Below are 17,716 nucleotides of genomic sequence, written 5' to 3'. Positions count from 1 at the left end.
GTTTTCCGTCGACGTTCGATCCGCCGGGTTGAACGTCAGACCGAAAGATCGAAGCCGGGCGTCTCGATTTCGGTCAGGAATGAGGCGACGAACATCTTGCCCAGCACGTGCTTGGCCGCCGGCGTGCCGGCCTTGAGCAAGCCGGCGCGTGTAGCCTCTGCGAGCTCGGCAAGCGTCGGTGCTGCGAGGCTCGTGTCGGGTGTGGCGCGCGGCGCCGTCGCGGATGCGCTGAGCAGCACGCCGGCATAGTAGAGCCGGGTGAGCGCGCGGACATGTGCGAGCCGTGCGCGCAGCGCCTCGTCGAGCGGGCGGCCGAGCCAGGCACGATGCAGGATGTTTTCCAGCTCCGGCGTGCGCGCCAGGCTGTCGCCGACAATCGCAAGGTCGACCAGCGGATCGGTGCGATAGGCGGATTCCCAGTCGATCATCCAGAGCCTGTTGCCGTCGAACAGGATGTTGGCGGGGAGCGAGTCGTTGTGGCTCGACACCGAGTTGGCCTCGTCCCAGGCATAGGCCGCGCGGATCCGCGCGAGATGCGCGTTGCAGCGCTCAAGCACGCCGGGCGCGAACAGGCCGGTGCGGCCGACATGGGCCCAGAGCCGGGCCACGATGTCGGGGTAGCGCACGAAAGCGGGAAAGGTCGGCGTCGCCTGCAGGCGCGCCAGCAATTCGCCGAGCGCCTTCGCCAGCGCCGGCAGGCCGCCGGGATAGCGGCCGAGCGGCTGCCGCTGCACAAAATCCATCACCGCGATGCGCGAGGCCTCGTCGACATAATGGAGTCGCGGCGCGATGCCGGCCTCGGCCGCGATCCTGAGCGACACATACTGAAACGGATTGCGCAGCGGGCTCGGCATTCCTTCGATTCGGAGCAAATAATTCTCGCCGCCTGCATGGATCCGGAACAATTGCGCCGACGTTGCGCCGCCCGAGACGGATGTGACGGCGTCGATCGCCGCGGTGCCGATCACCTGACGCAGTGCGGCATGTGCTGCGTCGCGCTCTATCGGCGGAAGTTTATCGAGAGCACTCATGCGCAAGAAGTTAGCATGGCCGCCATGCGTGCCGAAATCGCATTGATCAGCGTTCGCGATCTATTGCTGGCAGCGCACGACGAAGCGTGAAACAATGCTGCAAAAATCATGCTGGGAGAGAACTTGATGTCGTTCGAGCGGGGGTTGCATTGCGCCGTTGCGTGCCGATCATGGATCGCGTTGCCATTATTCTGCCTGATCAGCACGTTCGGAGTGGTGCATAACGCCGCCGCGAACGAGTCCTTGCAGATTGTGGACGCGCGCGTGCCGGCGGTCGACAAAGCGGGCGGGGACCTTCCGTTGACGATGACGATCAAGAACGAGGCCGACAGCGCCGATGCGCTGCTTCGTGTCCGCTGCCCGGTTGCGAATTTTTCCGAGCGTCATACTGTGGATCGCGGCGAGGGCGCACCAGCGATGCGCTCGATATCCAATATACCAGTGCCGGCAAAGGCAATGCTCGAGCTGAAGCGTGACGGTTATCACGTCATGCTTCTGCAGATGCGTCAGGCGCTCACGCCGGGCGAGACCTTCAAATGCGCGATCGTTTTTCAGAAAGCAGGCACCATCGAGACGGAGGTACAGGTCCAGAAGTGACCTAACACAAGTGACTCAAGAAGGCGGCGGGTGGTGCACAGCCACGCGCCGGGACTCAAGGCTTCTCGCGTGACCGCCCGTGTGTGACGGGCGGTTCGATCAATGAAGAATGCTAGATCCGGAGGAAATGAACTCATGACAAGGTTGAATTGGGTAAAGTCGCATATGCTCGCCGCGGCAGTAGCATCCGCAGCGACCTTCGCGGGCTCTTTGGCGCTCGCCGACGATGTCAATCAGGACCGTCTGCTCAATGCTGACAAGGAAGCAGGCAACTGGCTGCACCACCACAAGAACTATTCGGCGACGCGCTTCTCGTCGCTGGCCGATATCAACAAGGACAACGTCAAGAACCTGAAGGTCGCCTGGACCATGCATCTCGGCGGCGTCGAGGGCGGCGGAATCTGGTCGCATGGCGGCCTGGAGGGAACGCCGATCGTCGAGAACGGCTTCATGTACGTCACCGACGGCTGGGGTTCGGTCTACAAGATCGATGCGCATGGCGGTAAAGGCGTGCTGCTCTGGAAGATGGACCCGAAGACCGACCATGACTGGGCCGGCGCGGTCGCCTGCTGCGGCGTCGACAACCGCGGCGTCGCATTGTGGGGCAACCTCGTCGTCTCGCACACGCTCGACGGCCGCCTGATCGCGACCAACAAGGAGACCGGGCAGGTCGCCTGGCAGCGCCAGGTCGCCGATCCCGACAAGGGCGAGGTGATCACCGGCGCACCGCTGATCGTCAAGGACATGGCGATCACCGGCGTGGCCGGCGCCGAATACGGCATTCGCGGCTGGATCGCCGCGACCGACCTGAAGAGCCAGAAGGAAGTGTGGCGCACCCACACCATCCCGGGCAAGGACGAGGCGGGTCACGAGACCTGGAAGGACGACAAGGACGCCAAGGCGAGCGGCGGCGGATCGACCTGGGTCACCGGCAGCTTCGACCCCTCGACCAACACCATCGTCTGGGGCGTCGGCAATCCCGGACCGGACTGGGACAACGAGTATCGGCCCGGCGACAACCTCTACACCGACTCCTCGCTTGGTCTCGATGCCGACACCGGCAAGATCAAGTGGCACTACCAGCACACGCCGAACGATCCCTACGACTATGACAGCGTGGCGGAGAACGTGCTGGTCGACGTCCCCGGTCCGAACAACACGACGCAGAAGCTCGCGCTCGAGGCCGACCGCAACGGCTTTGCCTATGCGATCGACCGCAACAGCGGCAAGTTCATCTGGGGTCTGCCGTTCGTCAAGAAGGTGACCTGGACCAAGGGTCTCGATCCCGAATCCGGCAAGCCGGTGGAGTATGATCCGAAGCAGGGCGTGCAGCGCTACAACGCGGCGGTGACGCCAAGCCGGACCAACAAGGTGACGGACATCTGCCCCGGCAACATGGGCGGCAAGAACTGGCCGCCGACCGCGTATAATCCGAATCTGAAGCTCTGGTACATCCCGGTGATCGAGAGCTGCAACCGGATCACGGTCGAGGAGACGACGCCGGACAAGTTGAAGAAGCGCGAGTTCTTCACGGGCGGCGGACCGAGCCAGCCGGTCAAGATCACCGGCAGCGTCACCGCGATCGACGTCACCACCGGCAAGGTGGCAGGGAAGGCGGAGACCGAATTCCCGAACCTCGGCGGCATCCTGGCAACGCCCGACCTCGTGTTCTCCGGACAGCCGTCCGGCGAGGTGATCGCCTATGACGCGAAATCGCTGCAGCAGCTCTGGCAGTTCAACACCGGCGGCGGCGTCAACGCGCCCCCGATGACGTTCTCGGTGGACGGCAAGCAGTATGTGGCGATCCTGGTCGGCCTCGGCGGTGCCTGGGACAAGTGGTTCATCGATGCCACGCCCGAGCTGAAGCGGATGCAGCCGGGCTCGATGCTCTACGTGTTCGCCCTTTGACGTCGCAGCGCGGGAGGCCTCTCACCGAGGCCTCCCGCGTCGATTTGGCCGAGAAAGACAAAAAAAGACAAGAAACAAGACAAATGAAAAAAAATTGGCTGGTTGGCGCGTGGCTCGGCTGCGCGCTGGTGATGGGATTCATCGGTACCGCGCAAGCGCAGTCGGCGAGCGATCCGACCGATGCGGGCAAGGCGGTGTTCAAGCGCGGCAATTGCGTCGGCTGCCACAAATGGCATGGCAATGGCGGCGGCGGCTATGGCGGCGATGCGCTGTCGCTGCGCAAGACCGAGCTGACCCGCGAGCAGATCATCGAGACCGTGACGTGCGGCCGGCCGGGCACCGGCATGCCGTTCTTCGTGCGCGGCTCCTACGACACCACCAAATGCTACGAGATGACCCGGCAGGATGTCGCGGACCGCATGCCGCCCGAGGCGAATGTGTTCCTGCGGCCGAACGAGATCGAGGCCGTCGCCGATTACGTGCTTGCCCGTGTCAAGGGCAAGGGCGAGCCGACCTACGATGAATGCATCGCGTTCTTCGGCGATGGCTCGCGGGTCTGCAACATCTACAAGGAGGCCGGCCACGCCGCCGCGCCGTCCGACCAGAGCGAGAAGGCAAAGCCATGAGCAAGCAAGGATCGGCAATCCGTGGCTTGGTCTTCGCTGTCACCGTCACGGCAGCGGTGCCGGCGATGGCGACCGCGGGAGACCTGCGCGACATCAGCGTCGGAATGGCGATCAGCAGCGTGCCGGACGCGGGCTACATCAACCTGACCTGCGTCGGAGAGAAGACCCACAGATTGGCTGATTGGGCGCAGTGGCAGGCTTGCCAGGCCGGACCGGACCAGCTGCGCGGCATCCGCTTCGAGTATGATCGTGAGAGCGGGCGGGAAGGCACCATGGTCGGCGGCCATCCCGCGATCCTCACCGTCATGATCGACAAGGACGCCAACATCGCGGCGCTCATGATCGAGACCGATCCGAAGGCGCGGCTCTATCTGCGCAAGAAGGCCTTCCTGCTCGGCCTGCAGGCGAGGTCGCGCTATGGCGAGGACGGTTGGACCTGTTCGAAGGCACAGCCGGGCGCCGACAAGCAGGAGGTCGGCGGCGTATTTGTCGACGAGAAATGCACCAAGACGATCGACGGCCGCACGGTCGAGATCGAGCGTCATCTCTACCGCGAGCCGAACAAGGAGCTCAAGGACATGACCGACGAGACCCGGATCACGATCCGTCGGGCCGGGTCTTGAGCCGCGAACTTCGCTTCACCTCGCCCCGCGTGCGGGGAGAGGCATAGGCCGCCTTCGGCGGCCGTTTTCAAGAACGCCGAAGCCAGAGCTTCGGCTATGACGCATGGTTAGATGCGTTCCGGGTGAGGGGGAGTCTCTGCACATGCAGCTATCTCCGAATACGCGGAGACGGCCCCTCACCCCAACCCTCTAAGAGCAAGCTTCGCTTGTCTCGACCCCGTAAGAACGGGGAGAGGGAGTACAGGCGGTCTTCAACTTGATCTCATCAATGCTCAGTGCCGCGCCAGCAGCACGACGACGACCAGGGCCAGGATCGCGCACAGCACCTTCCAGAAGGTCACGGGATCGCGGTCGTGCAGCGATTTGCGGGTGGTGACGGCGGGGCCGGCCCAGGTTGCGCCGTTTTCCAGTTCGTGCGCGAACTCGATGGCATCGCCAAAGCGTTGCGCCGGGTCGACGCTGAGCGCCTTGCCGATGACCGCGTCGAGCCAGGCCGGCAGGTCCGGCCGGTAGCGCGACAGCGGCGCGGGCTTGCCGAAGCGCGGCCGCGAGAACGGCTCGATCTCGCCGAACGGATAGTTCGCGGTGAACATGCGGTAGACCGTGACGCCGAGCGCGAACAGGTCGGAGGCCTCGTCGCCGGCCTTGCCGCCGAACAGCTCGGGCGCCATGTAGCTCGCGGTGCCCGGAATGTCCTCGGCGGGAAAATCCTCCAAGAGCGGCACCCGCGCAACGCCGAGATCGACAAGGCGCAACCCGCCGTCCTTCAGCAGGATCACGTTGTCGGGCTTGATGTCGCGATGGATGATGCCGGCGCGGTGCAGCGCGGTGACCGCGCGCACCAGCTTGGTTGCGATCGCGATGCCCTCGGTGAGCGACAGCCGCGGCGCGCGGCCAAGCCGTTGCTCCAGCGTTTCACCCTCGTAGAGCGGCATCGCCGAATAGAGCCTGGTCTGCCGCTCCGCCGGCACCTCGATGATTTCGCCGATCCAGAGACTGCGCACGCGCGCGGCGACCCAGGCCTCGCGCACGAAGGCGAGGCGGTAGGAGCCTTCGCTCGCGACCCGTGGATGTGGAAACTTCAGCACCACTTCGCGGCCGGCGCGCTTGTCGGTCGCCTTGAACAGGCGGCTGTAGCGCCCGTCGGACAAGACGTCGCCGAGGCTGAAATCGTCGATCGTATCGCCGGTCACCGGCAGATCGAGGATCGGCAGCGTCGCGATCGCGTGCGTAAGATCGTCGCGGTCCGCCGGCGGCAGGTCGACGACGTCGAGCACCAGCGCGGTCGTGTTGTCGCTGCTGCCGGCCCCGAGGGCGGCATCGACGATGCTGCGCGCGGACTCGTCGGGCGGCGTGCGTTCCTCCAGCAATTGCTGGAGGCCCAAATCGCCGAGCGCGCCGTGAACCCCGTCGCTGCAGATCAGGAGACGGTCGTGTTGCCGGAGCCCGAGGGACGTGTAGTCGAAGCGGGCGAACTCCTCGAAACCGATGGCGCGGCTCAGCATGTGGGCGAGGTCGCCGCGCCCGGCGATATGGTCCTGCGTCAGGCGTTCCAGCCGGCCGTCGCTTAGGCGATAGGCACGGGTGTCGCCGATATGGATCACATGGCATTGCCGCCGCGACAGGATGATCGAGGAGAACGCGCAGGCCATGCCGCTGCGCGCGGCATCGACGCGGCCCTGGCCGTAGATCCAGCTGTTGGCGGCTTCCAGCGCCCGCGCGGCGCGGCGGCGGACGCCGAGCGTCTCGGGCAGCGAATAATAGGCGTCGATGAAGCTGCGGACCGCGACCTCCGCGGCCTCGCGTCCGCCCTTGTGGCCGCCGACGCCGTCGGCGACCGCGGCGACGACGTCGCGATGGACCGAGCCCGGCTGGCCGAGGCAGGCCGCGACATAATCCTCATTGGCGGCGCGCTTGCCGGTCTCGCTGGCGAAGCCGACGCGCACCCCCAAGTCCCGTTGCGAACCGTTCGCCACGTCCGAGCCCCGTCACATTGCGGAGCGGAGTCCTCAGACGCGCGCTCCCGATACCGCGCCCCAGGTGGTGCGCCAGCGGACCTTGACCATGGCAAGTCCGATGAAGCCAAGCAACGCCAGCCCGCCGAAGAACAGAAAGCCGGCGCCGAAGCCGCCGGTCATGCCCTTGGCGAAGCCGAGCGTCTGGGCAAGGAAGAAGCCGCCGATGCCGCCGGCGCAGCCGACCAGCCCGGTCATGAGGCCGATCTCGTGACGGAAGCGTAGCGGGATCAGCTGGAACACGGCGCCGTTGCCCATGCCGAGCGCCAGCACGCCGATCGAGAACAGCAGCACCGAGATCCAGGCGATGCGCGGCAGTTCGGTCAACGCCCAGCCGGCCTGCGTCGGCGCGGTCGGGCCCTCCGGCATGAAGGCGATGACAAGATAGGCGGCGACCACGACGCCGAACAGGATCGACAGCGAACGAATGCCGCCGATCCGGTCGGCGATCATGCCGCCGACGGGACGGAACCCCGAGCCGAACGCGACGATCAGCGCGACCAGCATGCCGGCCGCGACGCCGGAGACATGATACTGCACGGTGAAATAGAGCGGCAGCGCGTTGGCGAGGCCGACGAAGCCGCCGAAGGTGATGAAGTAGAAGAACATGAACCAGCGGCTGTCGGAATCCTTCAGCAGCGCGCCGTAAGCCTGCAGCGAGACCTTCTTGCGCTCGCCCGGCGCGTCCTTGGCTGCGAACGCGTAATAGGCGAGCACCATCAGCATCGGAATCAAGAGGCAGCCGAACACGGCCTGCCAGCCCCAATGCTCGGCAATGGTCGGTGCAAGCAGCGTGTCGAGCACGACGCCCATATTGCCGGCGCCGGCGATGCCCATCACCACGCCCTGATATTGCGGCGGATACCAGCGGCTCGCCTGGGGCAGGGCGACGGCAAACGAGGCGCCGCCGACGCCGAGCGCCAGCCCGAACAGTTCGATGGCGAGCTTGCTGGTGAGCCCGAAATGCCACACCGCCGCGGTCGCGGCGATCACGACGAGCTGGGCGATGATGCCGGTGCGCTTGGCGCCGATGATGTCGGCGAGAATGCCCATCGGCACGCGCAGCAGCGCGCCGGCGAGCACGGGAATGGCGACCAAGGTGAACTTCTCGTTCACCGCCAGATTCATGTCGCGCGCGATGTAGACGATCAGCGGTCCGAGCGCGACCCACGCCATGAAACTGATGTCGAAGTACAGGAACGCGGCAAGCAGTGTCGGCCAGTGACCTGCCTTCTTGAACTCGGCTAGCTTCATCGCAAGCATCTCGCGTTGATGCGGCGGAGGCAGCCGCACAAAGCGCGGCCGTCTCAAGCGCAGACAAATGGAATGTGGGTGAATGCTGAGCGCGCTCGTCGTTGAGACGCACTCCGTCAACAGCTGTGGTCAGCAATTACCGTGCCATCGATCACGTCGCGTCGCTTTGCCGTGCAGTCGCAAGACGTTGCCGCGCAATCGCGGACAGCGTTCCGCGGCCGCACGTGGCGTGGCTTGCGGCAAATGCCGCCGCGCAAACGCGCACGCTGGTGCTTTTTTGTGCGGTGCGCCAAGCCCGCGCGATCGCGCATCAAATGCGACTTCGCGATCGCCATCACGGCCGGCGATGCTGTGATGCACAAGAGATCATCGGCGTGGCTAAAATTTCGGCCGGCTGTCGGCGCCGCGGGCGACCCGGCGGATTTTGGTCGGCCGGAAACCTGTTGATTTTGCAGCCGGATTCGCCCGCCACGAGTTGGCACGCGTTTTGAATATCAATCAATAACGGAACATCGGTCGTCATCGAAGACGGTCTGCGCCCGCGGCTGGGCTTCCTACAACTCCAAACCTTTATCGGTGCACATCAACGACGCACGCCGCGTCGCTGCGCAGCGCCGTCGGAATTGAAAGGCAGACCATGCTCGACAAAGTGACCAAGCAGAAGCTCGTGGTGATCGGCAACGGGATGGCCGGCATCCGGACGGTCGAGGCGCTGCTGGAGCGCGCGCCCGATCTCTACGACATCACAGTGTTCGGCTCCGAGCCCTACGGCAATTACAACCGCATCCTGCTGTCGCCGGTGCTCGCCGGCGAGAAGACCGTCGACGACATCATGCTCAACACCGTCGACTGGTACGAGGACAACAACATCACGCTGCGCAAGGGCGAGACGGTCACCATGATCGACCGTCGCACCTGCGAGGTCGTCACCGAAGCCGGCGAGCGCGTGCCCTATGACCGCCTCTTGATCGCGACGGGCTCAAATCCGATCATGCTGCCGCTGCCGGGCAAGGACCTGCCGGGCGTGATCGGCTTCCGCGACATCTATGACGTCGATCGCATGATCAAGGCCTCGACCGACTACCGCAATGCGGTCGTGATCGGCGGCGGCCTGCTGGGCCTCGAGGCCGCCAACGGGCTGATGAAGCGCGGCATGAACGTCACGGTCGTGCATCTGCTCGACACGCTGATGGAGCGTCAGCTCGATCCGGTGGCCGGCGGTCTGTTGCGCAAGTCGCTGGAAGAGCGCGGCATGGTGTTCAAGATGCCGGCGCAGACCCAAGCGATCCTGGGCGAGGACCGCGTCACCGGCGTGCGCTTCGGCGACGGCACCGAGCTGCCGGCCGATCTCGTGGTGATGGCGGTCGGCATCCGCCCGAATTTCGAGCTCGCCAAGAAGGCCGGACTCTATTGCGAGCGCGGCATCGTCGTTTCCGACACCATGCAGACCTATGACGGTCGCATCTACGCGGTCGGCGAGTGCGTGCAGCACCGCCGCCAGACCTACGGCCTTGTCGCGCCGCTGTTCGACCAGGCCAAGGTCTGCGCCAACCACCTCGCCATGAAGGGTTTTGCCACCTATGACGGCTCGGTCACCTCGACCAAGCTGAAGGTCACCGGCATCGACCTGTTTTCGGCCGGCGACTTCGCGCCGGGGCCGGACAAGGAGGAGATTGTGCTGCAGGACGCCAACCGCGGCGTCTACAAGCGCATCATCCTGAAGGACAAGAAGATCGTCGGCGCCGTGCTCTATGGCGACACCATCGACGGCCCCTGGTACTTCCAGCACCTGCGTGACGGCACCGACGTCTCGCATATGCGCGAGCGCCTGGTGTTCGGCGCTGCCAATCTCGGCGATGGCGGCGTCAGCGGCCAGAGCTCGGTTGCCGCGATGAGCGACGAGACCGAAATCTGCGGCTGCAACGGCGTCTGCAAGGGCGCCATCGTCAAGGCGATCAGCGAGAAGAAGCTGTTCACGCTCGACGATGTTCGCGCCCACACCAAGGCGTCGTCGTCCTGCGGCTCCTGCACCGGCCTTGTCGAGCAGGTGCTGGCGTTCACGCTCGGCGGCGACTATTCGGCGGCGCCGAAGGTCAAGCCGCTGTGCAAATGCACCGATCACAGCCACGACGACGTTCGCCGCGTCATCGTCGAGCAGCAGCTCAAGACCATTCCCGCCGTCATGCGCTTCATGGAGTGGAAGACCCTGAACGGTTGCCACTCCTGCCGCCCGGCGCTGAATTACTATTTGCTCGCGACCTGGCCCGGCGAATATCGCGACGATCAGCAATCGCGCTTCATCAACGAGCGCGTCCACGCCAACATCCAGAAGGACGGCACCTATTCGGTGGTGCCGCGGATGTGGGGCGGCGTCACGACGCCGAGCGAGCTGCGCGCGATCGCCGACGTCGCCGAGAAGTTCAGCATCCCGACGGTGAAGGTCACCGGCGGCCAGCGCATCGACCTGCTCGGCGTCAAGAAGGAGGACCTGCCGGCGGTGTGGGCCGACCTCAACGACGCCGGCATGGTGTCGGGCCACGCCTACGCCAAGGGCCTGCGCACGGTGAAGACCTGCGTCGGCTCCGAATGGTGCCGCTTCGGCACCCAGGATTCCACCGGCCTCGGCGTCAAGCTCGAGAAGTTCATGTGGGGATCGTGGACGCCGGCCAAGGTCAAGCTCGGCGTCTCCGGCTGCCCGCGCAACTGCGCGGAAGCGACCTGCAAGGACGTCGGCGTGGTCTGCGTCGATTCCGGTTACGAGATCCATTTCGCCGGCGCCGCCGGACTGCACATCAAGGGCACCGAGTTCCTGACCAAGGTCGAGACCGAGGATGAATGCCTCGAGGTGATCGTGGCGCTGACCCAGCTCTACCGCGAGGAGGGCTGGTATCTCGAACGCATGTACAAATGGTGCGACCGCGTCGGTCTCGAGCAGATCAGGAAGCGCGTGGTCGACGACGTTGCGAACCGCAAGGCGCTGTTCGCCCGCTTTGCCTATTCGCAGCAGTTCGCGCAGACCGATCCGTGGGCCGAGCGTGCCAGCCGCGGCGTCGACCGCAACGAGTTCGCACCTCTCGCCGAATTGGAGCTCGCATGACCCAGTGGATCGAAATCGGCGCATTGACCGACATTCCGCGGCTCGGCTCGCGCGTGGTGCGCACGCCGGGCGGCAACATCGCGGTGTTCCGGACCGAGAGCGACGAGGTGTTCGCGCTCGACGACCGCTGCCCGCACAAGGGCGGGCCGCTGTCGCAGGGCATCGTGCACAACAAGCGCGTGACTTGTCCGCTGCATAACTTCGTTATCGAGCTGGCGAGCGGGCAGGCGGTCGCGCCCGACGAAGGTTGCACCCATACCCATCCGGCCAAGGTCGAGAACGGCGTTGTCTGGCTGTCGGTGCGGCAGGCGGCTGCGGTGAGCTGAGCGGTCAGGCAATGTCCGTCAAGACCACGTGTCCCTATTGCGGTGTCGGCTGTGGCGTCATCGCGTCGAAGGACGCGGCGGGTGTCGTCACCGTCGCGGGCGACAGGCAGCATCCGGCCAATTTCGGCCGGCTCTGCAGCAAGGGCTCGGCGCTCGCCGAGACCATCGATCTCGACGGGCGTCTGCTCGAGCCGATGGTGGACGGCGCGCCGGCGGCATGGGACGACGCGCTCGATCGCGTCGCCGATGGCTTTAATCGCATTATTCGTGAGCACGGCCCGGACGCGGTCGCGTTCTATGTCTCCGGCCAGCTGCTGACCGAGGACTATTACGTCATCAACAAGCTCGCCAAGGGCTTCGTCGGCACCGCCAATATCGACACCAATTCGCGGCTGTGCATGGCCTCCAGCGTCGCCGGGCACAAGCGCGCCTTCGGCAGCGACACCGTGCCGGGCTGCTACGAGGACCTCGAGCAGGCGGACTTGCTGGTGCTGGTCGGCTCCAACGCCGCCTGGTGCCATCCGATCCTGCACCAGCGCATGCTGGCGGCGAAGGAGAAGAACCCGGCCTGCAAGATCGTGGTGATCGATCCGCGCCGCACCGCGACCTGCGAGGGCGCCGATCTGCATCTGCCGCTGCGCTCGGGCAGCGACTCCGTGCTGTTCAACGGGCTGTTCGCCTTTCTTGCCGGCAGCAACGCGGTCGACCGCGGCTTTGTCGGCAATTGCACGACGGGTGTCGTCGACGCGCTCAAGCAGGTCGGCGGCCAGACCGTGGCGCAGACCGCTGCGACCTGCGGCCTGACCGAAGGCGCGGTCGGGCTGTTCTTCGACTGGTTCACGCGGACGGAGCGCGTCGTCACGCTGTATTCGCAAGGCATCAACCAGTCGTCGAGCGGCGTCGACAAGGTCAACGCCATCATCAATTGTCATCTCCTGACCGGGCGCATCGGCCGGCCCGGCATGGGGCCGTTCTCGCTGACCGGCCAGCCCAACGCGATGGGCGGCCGCGAGGTCGGCGGGCTCGCTAACCAGCTCGCCGCCCATATGGAGATCGACAACCCCGCGCATCGCGCGCTGGTGCAGCGGTTCTGGCGTGCGCCGGTGATCGCGGAAAAGGCCGGGCTGAAGGCGGTCGACATGTTCGATGCGATCGCCGACGGCCGCATCAAAGCGGTGTGGATCATCTCGACCAATCCGGTAGTGAGCCTGCCGGATGCCGATCGCGCGCGCGCCGCGCTCGACGCCTGCGAGCTCGTCGTGGTGACGGATTGCATGCGCGACACCGACACCACGCGCCATGCCGACGTGCTGCTGCCGGCGCTGGCGTGGGGCGAGAAGGACGGCACTGTCACCAATTCCGAGCGCCGGATCTCGCGGCAGCGGCCGTTCCTGGCAGCTCCGGGCGAGGCGCGCGCCGACTGGCGCATCATCTGCGACGTCGCCGTCCGGATGGGGTATTCCGGCTTCGACTACGCTTCGGTTGCCGAGGTGTTCCGCGAGCACGCCGAACTGTCGGGCTTCGAGAATAGCGGCCGGCGCGATTTCGACATCTCGGCGCTGGCGACGCTGGATGATGACGCCTATGACGCGCTGGCGCCCGTGCAGTGGCCGGTGACGTCAGACCATCCGGCCGGCACGCCGCGGATGTTCGAGAGCCAGCAATTCTTCACGCCGGACCGCAAGGCGCGCTTCGTGCCGGTGGCGCCGCGCGCGGCGCGCAACGCGACCAGCCGCGACTTTCCGCTGGTGCTCAACACCGGCCGCGTGCGCGATCAGTGGCACACCATGACCCGGACCGGAAAAACCGGACGATTGATGGCGCATGTGTTCGAGCCCTATGCCGAGTTCCACCCCGAGGATGCGCGGCAGGCCGGGCTGCAAAACGAGGGATTGGCGCGGCTGACCAGCAGCTGGGGCGAGATGATCGCGCGCGTCGTGGTCAGCGCCGACCAGCGCCGCGGCTGCGTGTTCGTGCCGATGCACTGGAACGCGGAGTTCGCCGGCGAGGGACGCGTCAACGCGCTGGTCAATCCGGCAACGGATCCGCTGTCCGGCCAGCCGGAGTCGAAGCACACGCCGGTGAAGGCCGATCCCTATACGCCGAAATGGCACGCCTTCATCCTGAGCCGCGATGCGATCAGACGTCCGGCAAGCGGTTATTGGGTTTACGGCAAGGCCGGCGATTGCACGCGGCTCGAACTTGCGCTCGATGCCCGCCCGGAGAGCTGGCGCGACTGGGCGCGGGCGCAGCTCGGCCTCGAAGGTGTCGAGATCGAATGGATCGCCTATCGCGATCCGGCGGCGGGCCGCTTCCGCTACGCGGCGGTGCGCGACGGCCGGCTCGAGGGCTGCGTGTTCATCGCGCCCGATCACACGCTGCCGTCGCGTGCGTGGCTGACCGGGCTGTTCGCCGAACAGCAATTGTCGGCCAATGCGCGGATGTCGCTGCTCGCCGGACGGCCGTTCGGCGCGGGCGAGGATGTCGGCCCGATTGTCTGCTCCTGCTTCAGCGTCGGACGGCACCAGATCACCGCCGAGATCAAAAAGGGCGCCGACAGCGTCGATGCGATCGGCCGCTGCCTGAAGGCCGGCACCAATTGCGGCGGCTGCAAGCCCGAGATCGGCAAGCTGATCGGCGCCACCGCGCAGCCGCGGCAGGCGATCGCGTCATAAGTCGCTGCGCATCGCAGCCGCGCCAGGGTCCAACCGAGACATGCGCGGTTCAAGATTGTTGCGGCGCAAATTGACCTTGAGCCGTATTTCTACGGCCGCAATTTCCTGATGTGATCTTCAATATTGCGAGCCAGTTTGCGGTGACCCCTGCTGAGGCGCGCCGTGCCGATCACCATCATGTCGTGACCAAGGCTAAACAGGAAGGACATTACATGCCTTCACGCCGTCATTTTCTGACCGGCGCCGTCGCGACCGGTGTCGCGCTGTCAATGCAACGCGCCACGGCAGCAGTCGCGCCGCAAAAACGAGTGATCGTCGATTCGCAGGTTCACCTGTGGCCGGCAAGCACTCCGGAAAGACCCTGGCTCCCTGGCGCCAAACCGCAGCTTCCGGAGCCATTCACCATCGAGCGAGTCATTCCACTGATGGACGAGGCTGGCGTCGATCGCGTTGTCATCGTTCCGCCAGTGTCGCTTGAAGGTGAGCGCATCGATTATGCCCAAGAGGCAGTCAGACGGTATCCGGGCCGCTTCGCCATCATGGCGCGTGTCGCCCTCGACAAGCCCGACCGCGCGGCACGGCTTGCGACTTGGCGCGACCAGCCCGGCGTACTGGGCGTGAGGTTGAACTTCGGCCCCGGCGAAGCGGCGTGGCTGACAGACGGGACCGCGGACTGGTTCTGGCCGGCGGCGGAGAAGGCCCGCCTGCCTGTGATGTTTCTCACCGAGGGCCAGACGTCGCTGTTCGCCCGCATCGCCGAGCGGTATCCGCAACTTACGCTCATCATCGATCACATGGGCGTCGGCGCGGGCCTGCGCCCACGTCCCGGCTCATCGGAAAACAACATGGTGCCGGAGGCTATCGTCCAGGCGGCTGCGCTCGCAAAATATGCGAATGTATCGGTGAAGCTGTCGTCGATCCCGCTGATTTCGACTGAGCCATATCCATTCCGCGACGTGATCCCGCACATCCACCGCCTGTTCGACGCCTACGGCCCGGAACGCTGCCACTGGGGGACGGATCTAACCAACTCATTCGCCCGGGCGACTTACCGGCAGCGGGTGACGCAATTCACGGAGGAGCTTCCGTTCCTCAGCGAAAGCGACAAGGACTGGATCATGGGCCGCGCGATCCTGGCGCGGCTTCGCTGGACGTCGTCCTAACAACCGCGGCAGATGCTCTTCAGCTTGCTGTTGAGCAGGTGGTCCTCCTCATCCGAAGCTGCCTTGGTAAAGGCATGGTTGCCGTGGTGCTTGTCGTCGGCAAAACCGCCGGCGCCAGTGGCGCCGCCAAAGTGCATGCCATGCATCGCGTGCCCGCCGCCATGGCCGTGGCCGCCGCGCGCATCCACCGCCGGCATCGCGGCCGCAAGCAGCGTCAGCAGCAACCCGACCGTCGTGATCGTCCGCATCTTTTCCTCCTCGTCGCGGCAAAATACCGCTGACGCCAAGGCAAATCGGTGTCGGCCATCTTCACAATTTCGCGTGGCGGCAATCCGGGCGGGGGCCGGCCGGTTCCGGCCAAATACCGCCGGTGCGCCGCACATAGGCCGCCCGGGGATGGCTTCATGCCGACAATGCAGTGCTCGTCACACCAAAATGGTGTATCGGCAGGCTTGAGCGCGCGCGGGCAGCGGCCCGGCGCGACACAATCAAGATATCGCAAGATTTTGGAGGAACGTTCATGTCGGCTCTGCCACTCTCGGGCATCAAGATTCTCGACCTGACGCGGGTGCTCGCGGGTCCGCTGTCGGCCCAGATGCTGGCGGATCTCGGCGCCGAGGTGATCAAGATCGAGCGGCCCGGCGGCGGCGACGACGCCCGCGCCTTCGGCCCGCCCTATCTCGCCGACCCCGAAGGCAAGCAGAACAACAACAACTCGTTCTACCTCTGCGCCAACCGCAACAAGAAGTCGGTCACCGTCAACATCGCCAAGCCGGAAGGGCAGGCGATCATCCGCGAGCTCGCCAAGACGGCCGACGTGATGATGGAGAACTACAAGGTCGGCGACCTCAAGCGCTACGGCCTTGACTACGAGACCATCAAGCAGCTCAACCCCGGCATCATCTATTGCTCGGTCACAGGTTTCGGCCAGACCGGACCTTATGCGCCGCGCGCCGGCTATGACGCGATCCTGCAGGCGATGGGTGGGCTGATGAGCGTCACCGGCCATATCGACGGCGAGCCGGGCGAGGGCCCGATGAAGGTCGGCCCCTCGATCGTCGACTACATGACCGGCATGAACACCTCGATCGGCATCCTCTCGGCGCTCTACCATCGCGACGCCAACAACGGGGAAGGGCAGCATATCGACGTCTGCCTGTTCGACACGGTGATCGCATCGCTGTCGCACTGGCTGCAGATCTACCTCGTCAATGGCAAGACCCCGCCGCGCCGCGGCACCTGGGGCAATGGCGGCATGCCGGCCGGCGTGTTTCGCTGCACCGACGGCGAGCTGATGCTGGTGGTCGGCAATGACGGCCAGTTCCAGCGCACCTGCGCCGTGCTCGGCGAGCCCGAGCTCGCGAACGACAAGCGCTTCGTCAAGAACAACGACCGCGTCGTGCACGGCAAGGAGATCATGGCGATCTTCGCCGGGCTGTTCCTGAAGCATCCGGTGGCCTACTGGCTGGAGAAGCTCGAGGAGGCCGGCGTGCCGTCGGGCCCGATCAACAATTTCGAGCAGGTGTTCAGCGATCCGCACGTGCAGTCGCGCGGCATGCGGGTGAAGGTCGACCATCCCTTCGAGCCGAACCTGTCGCTGATCCGCAACGCGCTGACCTTCTCGGGCACGCCGATCACCGAATACCGCGCCCCGCCGCTGTTAGGGGCCGACACCAAGGAGGTTCTGGCGACCATCGGCTATGACGACGCCAAGGTCGAAGGGCTGAAGGCGCAGGGGATATTGTAGGCGCTGACTTCGAGGCCGCGGGCCACCGTTCCGTCACCCTGAGGAGCGGCCACTTGGCCGCGTCTCGAAGGATGAACGGCCCGGCTGGTGCCCCTCGATCCTTCGAGACGGCCGCTGCGCGGCCTCCTCAGGATGACGGTTAGACAGCGGAGCCCGCGCAATAACACTTCGATCGATATCGAAGCATCATTGACATCCGCCTGCTAGGTTGGCGCCATCGATCCCTCATCGAAGGTGCCAATCATGAAACGGGAAGTGGTCCGCGTCGAGCCGATCTCGAGCTGGCTGGAGCGCTGGAAGGCGCCGGCATCGCCGGTCACCCGCGCCGGCAACATGGTGTTCGTCTCCGGCCTGCCGCCGTTCGATCCCGCGACCGGCGAGTTCGCCGCCGGCGCGTCGATGGAGCGGCAAAGCGAGCTGGTCATGGAGCAGCTCAAGCAATGCCTCGAGGCGGCCGGCGCCACGCTCGACAATGTGATGAAGTGCAACGTGTTCTGCACCTCGGCAAAGCACTTCACCACCTTCAATGCGGTCTATGCAAGGTACTTCCCGCACCAGCCGCCGGCGCGGATCTTCGTCTGCATCCCGGAATGGACCGGCCCGTTCGACGTCGAGATCGACTGCATCGCGATGGTGTAGGGCAGGGCGCCGCAG

At 65.5% G+C, this 17,716-nt stretch carries 14 protein-coding genes; 10 read left to right on the top strand and 4 right to left on the bottom strand.

Annotation, left to right across the window (positions count from 1 at the left end):
- Window positions 1-35: 35 nt before the first annotated feature.
- Window positions 36-1,031: a phosphotransferase gene (locus QJT82_RS10735; protein WP_259242612.1), complete on the bottom strand. Its 996-nt coding sequence runs from the start codon at window positions 1,029-1,031 to the stop codon at window positions 36-38.
- Window positions 1,032-1,157: 126 nt separating this feature from the next.
- Between QJT82_RS10735 and QJT82_RS10730 the strand changes: the two genes are divergently transcribed.
- The 4 genes from QJT82_RS10730 (at window position 1,158) to QJT82_RS10715 (ending at window position 4,785) form a co-directional block, all read left to right on the top strand.
- On the top strand, window positions 1,158-1,628 hold the full coding sequence (locus tag QJT82_RS10730; RefSeq protein ID WP_080583245.1) for a copper chaperone PCu(A)C: 471 nt from the start codon (window positions 1,158-1,160) through the stop codon (window positions 1,626-1,628).
- A gap of 135 nt (window positions 1,629-1,763) precedes the next feature.
- Window positions 1,764-3,536 (top strand): PQQ-dependent dehydrogenase, methanol/ethanol family, encoded by a 1,773-nt coding sequence (locus tag QJT82_RS10725; RefSeq protein WP_245288655.1) that lies wholly within the window; start codon window positions 1,764-1,766, stop codon window positions 3,534-3,536.
- 83 nt (window positions 3,537-3,619) lie between these two features.
- A complete protein-coding gene (locus QJT82_RS10720; protein WP_050384815.1) occupies window positions 3,620-4,162 on the top strand; it encodes a c-type cytochrome in 543 nt (180 codons plus the stop codon).
- Entirely contained in the window at window positions 4,159-4,785 is a 627-nt protein-coding gene (locus QJT82_RS10715; RefSeq protein ID WP_063607056.1) for a hypothetical protein, read from the top strand. Before QJT82_RS10720 ends, QJT82_RS10715 begins: the two co-directional genes overlap by 4 nt.
- A gap of 272 nt (window positions 4,786-5,057) precedes the next feature.
- On the opposite strand, the gene QJT82_RS10710 is transcribed toward QJT82_RS10715, so the two are convergent.
- Both QJT82_RS10710 and QJT82_RS10705 read right to left on the bottom strand, forming a co-directional pair.
- On the bottom strand, window positions 5,058-6,731 hold the full coding sequence (locus QJT82_RS10710; RefSeq protein ID WP_028339347.1) for a bifunctional protein-serine/threonine kinase/phosphatase: 1,674 nt from the start codon (window positions 6,729-6,731) through the stop codon (window positions 5,058-5,060).
- A 63-nt stretch (window positions 6,732-6,794) separates the two neighbouring features.
- Window positions 6,795-8,054 (bottom strand): MFS transporter, encoded by a 1,260-nt coding sequence (locus tag QJT82_RS10705; protein WP_028339346.1) that lies wholly within the window; start codon window positions 8,052-8,054, stop codon window positions 6,795-6,797.
- Window positions 8,055-8,691: 637 nt separating this feature from the next.
- Between QJT82_RS10705 and nirB the strand changes: the two genes are divergently transcribed.
- The 4 genes from nirB (at window position 8,692) to QJT82_RS10685 (ending at window position 15,315) form a co-directional block, all read left to right on the top strand.
- A complete protein-coding gene (gene nirB, locus QJT82_RS10700) occupies window positions 8,692-11,151 on the top strand; it encodes a nitrite reductase large subunit NirB (protein WP_028339344.1) in 2,460 nt (819 codons plus the stop codon).
- Window positions 11,148-11,477 (top strand): nitrite reductase small subunit NirD, encoded by a 330-nt coding sequence (gene nirD / locus QJT82_RS10695; RefSeq protein ID WP_028335429.1) that lies wholly within the window; start codon window positions 11,148-11,150, stop codon window positions 11,475-11,477. Before nirB ends, nirD begins: the two co-directional genes overlap by 4 nt.
- Window positions 11,478-11,488: 11 nt before the next feature.
- On the top strand, window positions 11,489-14,152 hold the full coding sequence (locus QJT82_RS10690) for a nitrate reductase (RefSeq protein ID WP_051447756.1): 2,664 nt from the start codon (window positions 11,489-11,491) through the stop codon (window positions 14,150-14,152).
- 110 nt (window positions 14,153-14,262) lie between these two features.
- Window positions 14,263-15,315 (top strand): amidohydrolase family protein, encoded by a 1,053-nt coding sequence (locus QJT82_RS10685; protein ID WP_245288654.1) that lies wholly within the window; start codon window positions 14,263-14,265, stop codon window positions 15,313-15,315.
- Here the strand turns inward: QJT82_RS10685 and QJT82_RS10680 are convergent.
- A complete protein-coding gene (locus QJT82_RS10680; protein ID WP_155258369.1) occupies window positions 15,312-15,563 on the bottom strand; it encodes a hypothetical protein in 252 nt (83 codons plus the stop codon). The genes QJT82_RS10685 and QJT82_RS10680 overlap by 4 nt on opposite strands.
- Before the next feature lie 272 nt (window positions 15,564-15,835).
- Here QJT82_RS10680 and QJT82_RS10675 point away from each other — a divergent pair, with 272 nt between their 5' ends.
- The gene (locus tag QJT82_RS10675) at window positions 15,836-17,062 is read left to right on the top strand and encodes a CaiB/BaiF CoA-transferase family protein (RefSeq protein ID WP_028335432.1); all 1,227 of its coding nucleotides are present in this window, start codon (window positions 15,836-15,838) and stop codon (window positions 17,060-17,062) included.
- A gap of 243 nt (window positions 17,063-17,305) precedes the next feature.
- Window positions 17,306-17,701, top strand: a complete 396-nt coding sequence (locus tag QJT82_RS10670; RefSeq protein WP_028339340.1) for a RidA family protein — start codon at window positions 17,306-17,308, stop codon at window positions 17,699-17,701.
- Window positions 17,702-17,716 lie beyond the last annotated feature (15 nt).

The organism is Bradyrhizobium sp. Mp19 (genome assembly GCF_029952935.1).
Lineage (GTDB): Bacteria > Pseudomonadota > Alphaproteobacteria > Rhizobiales > Xanthobacteraceae > Bradyrhizobium > Bradyrhizobium elkanii.
The sequence above is the reverse complement of the archived record's forward strand: the minus strand, read 5'-3'. Positions and strand labels throughout refer to the sequence as shown.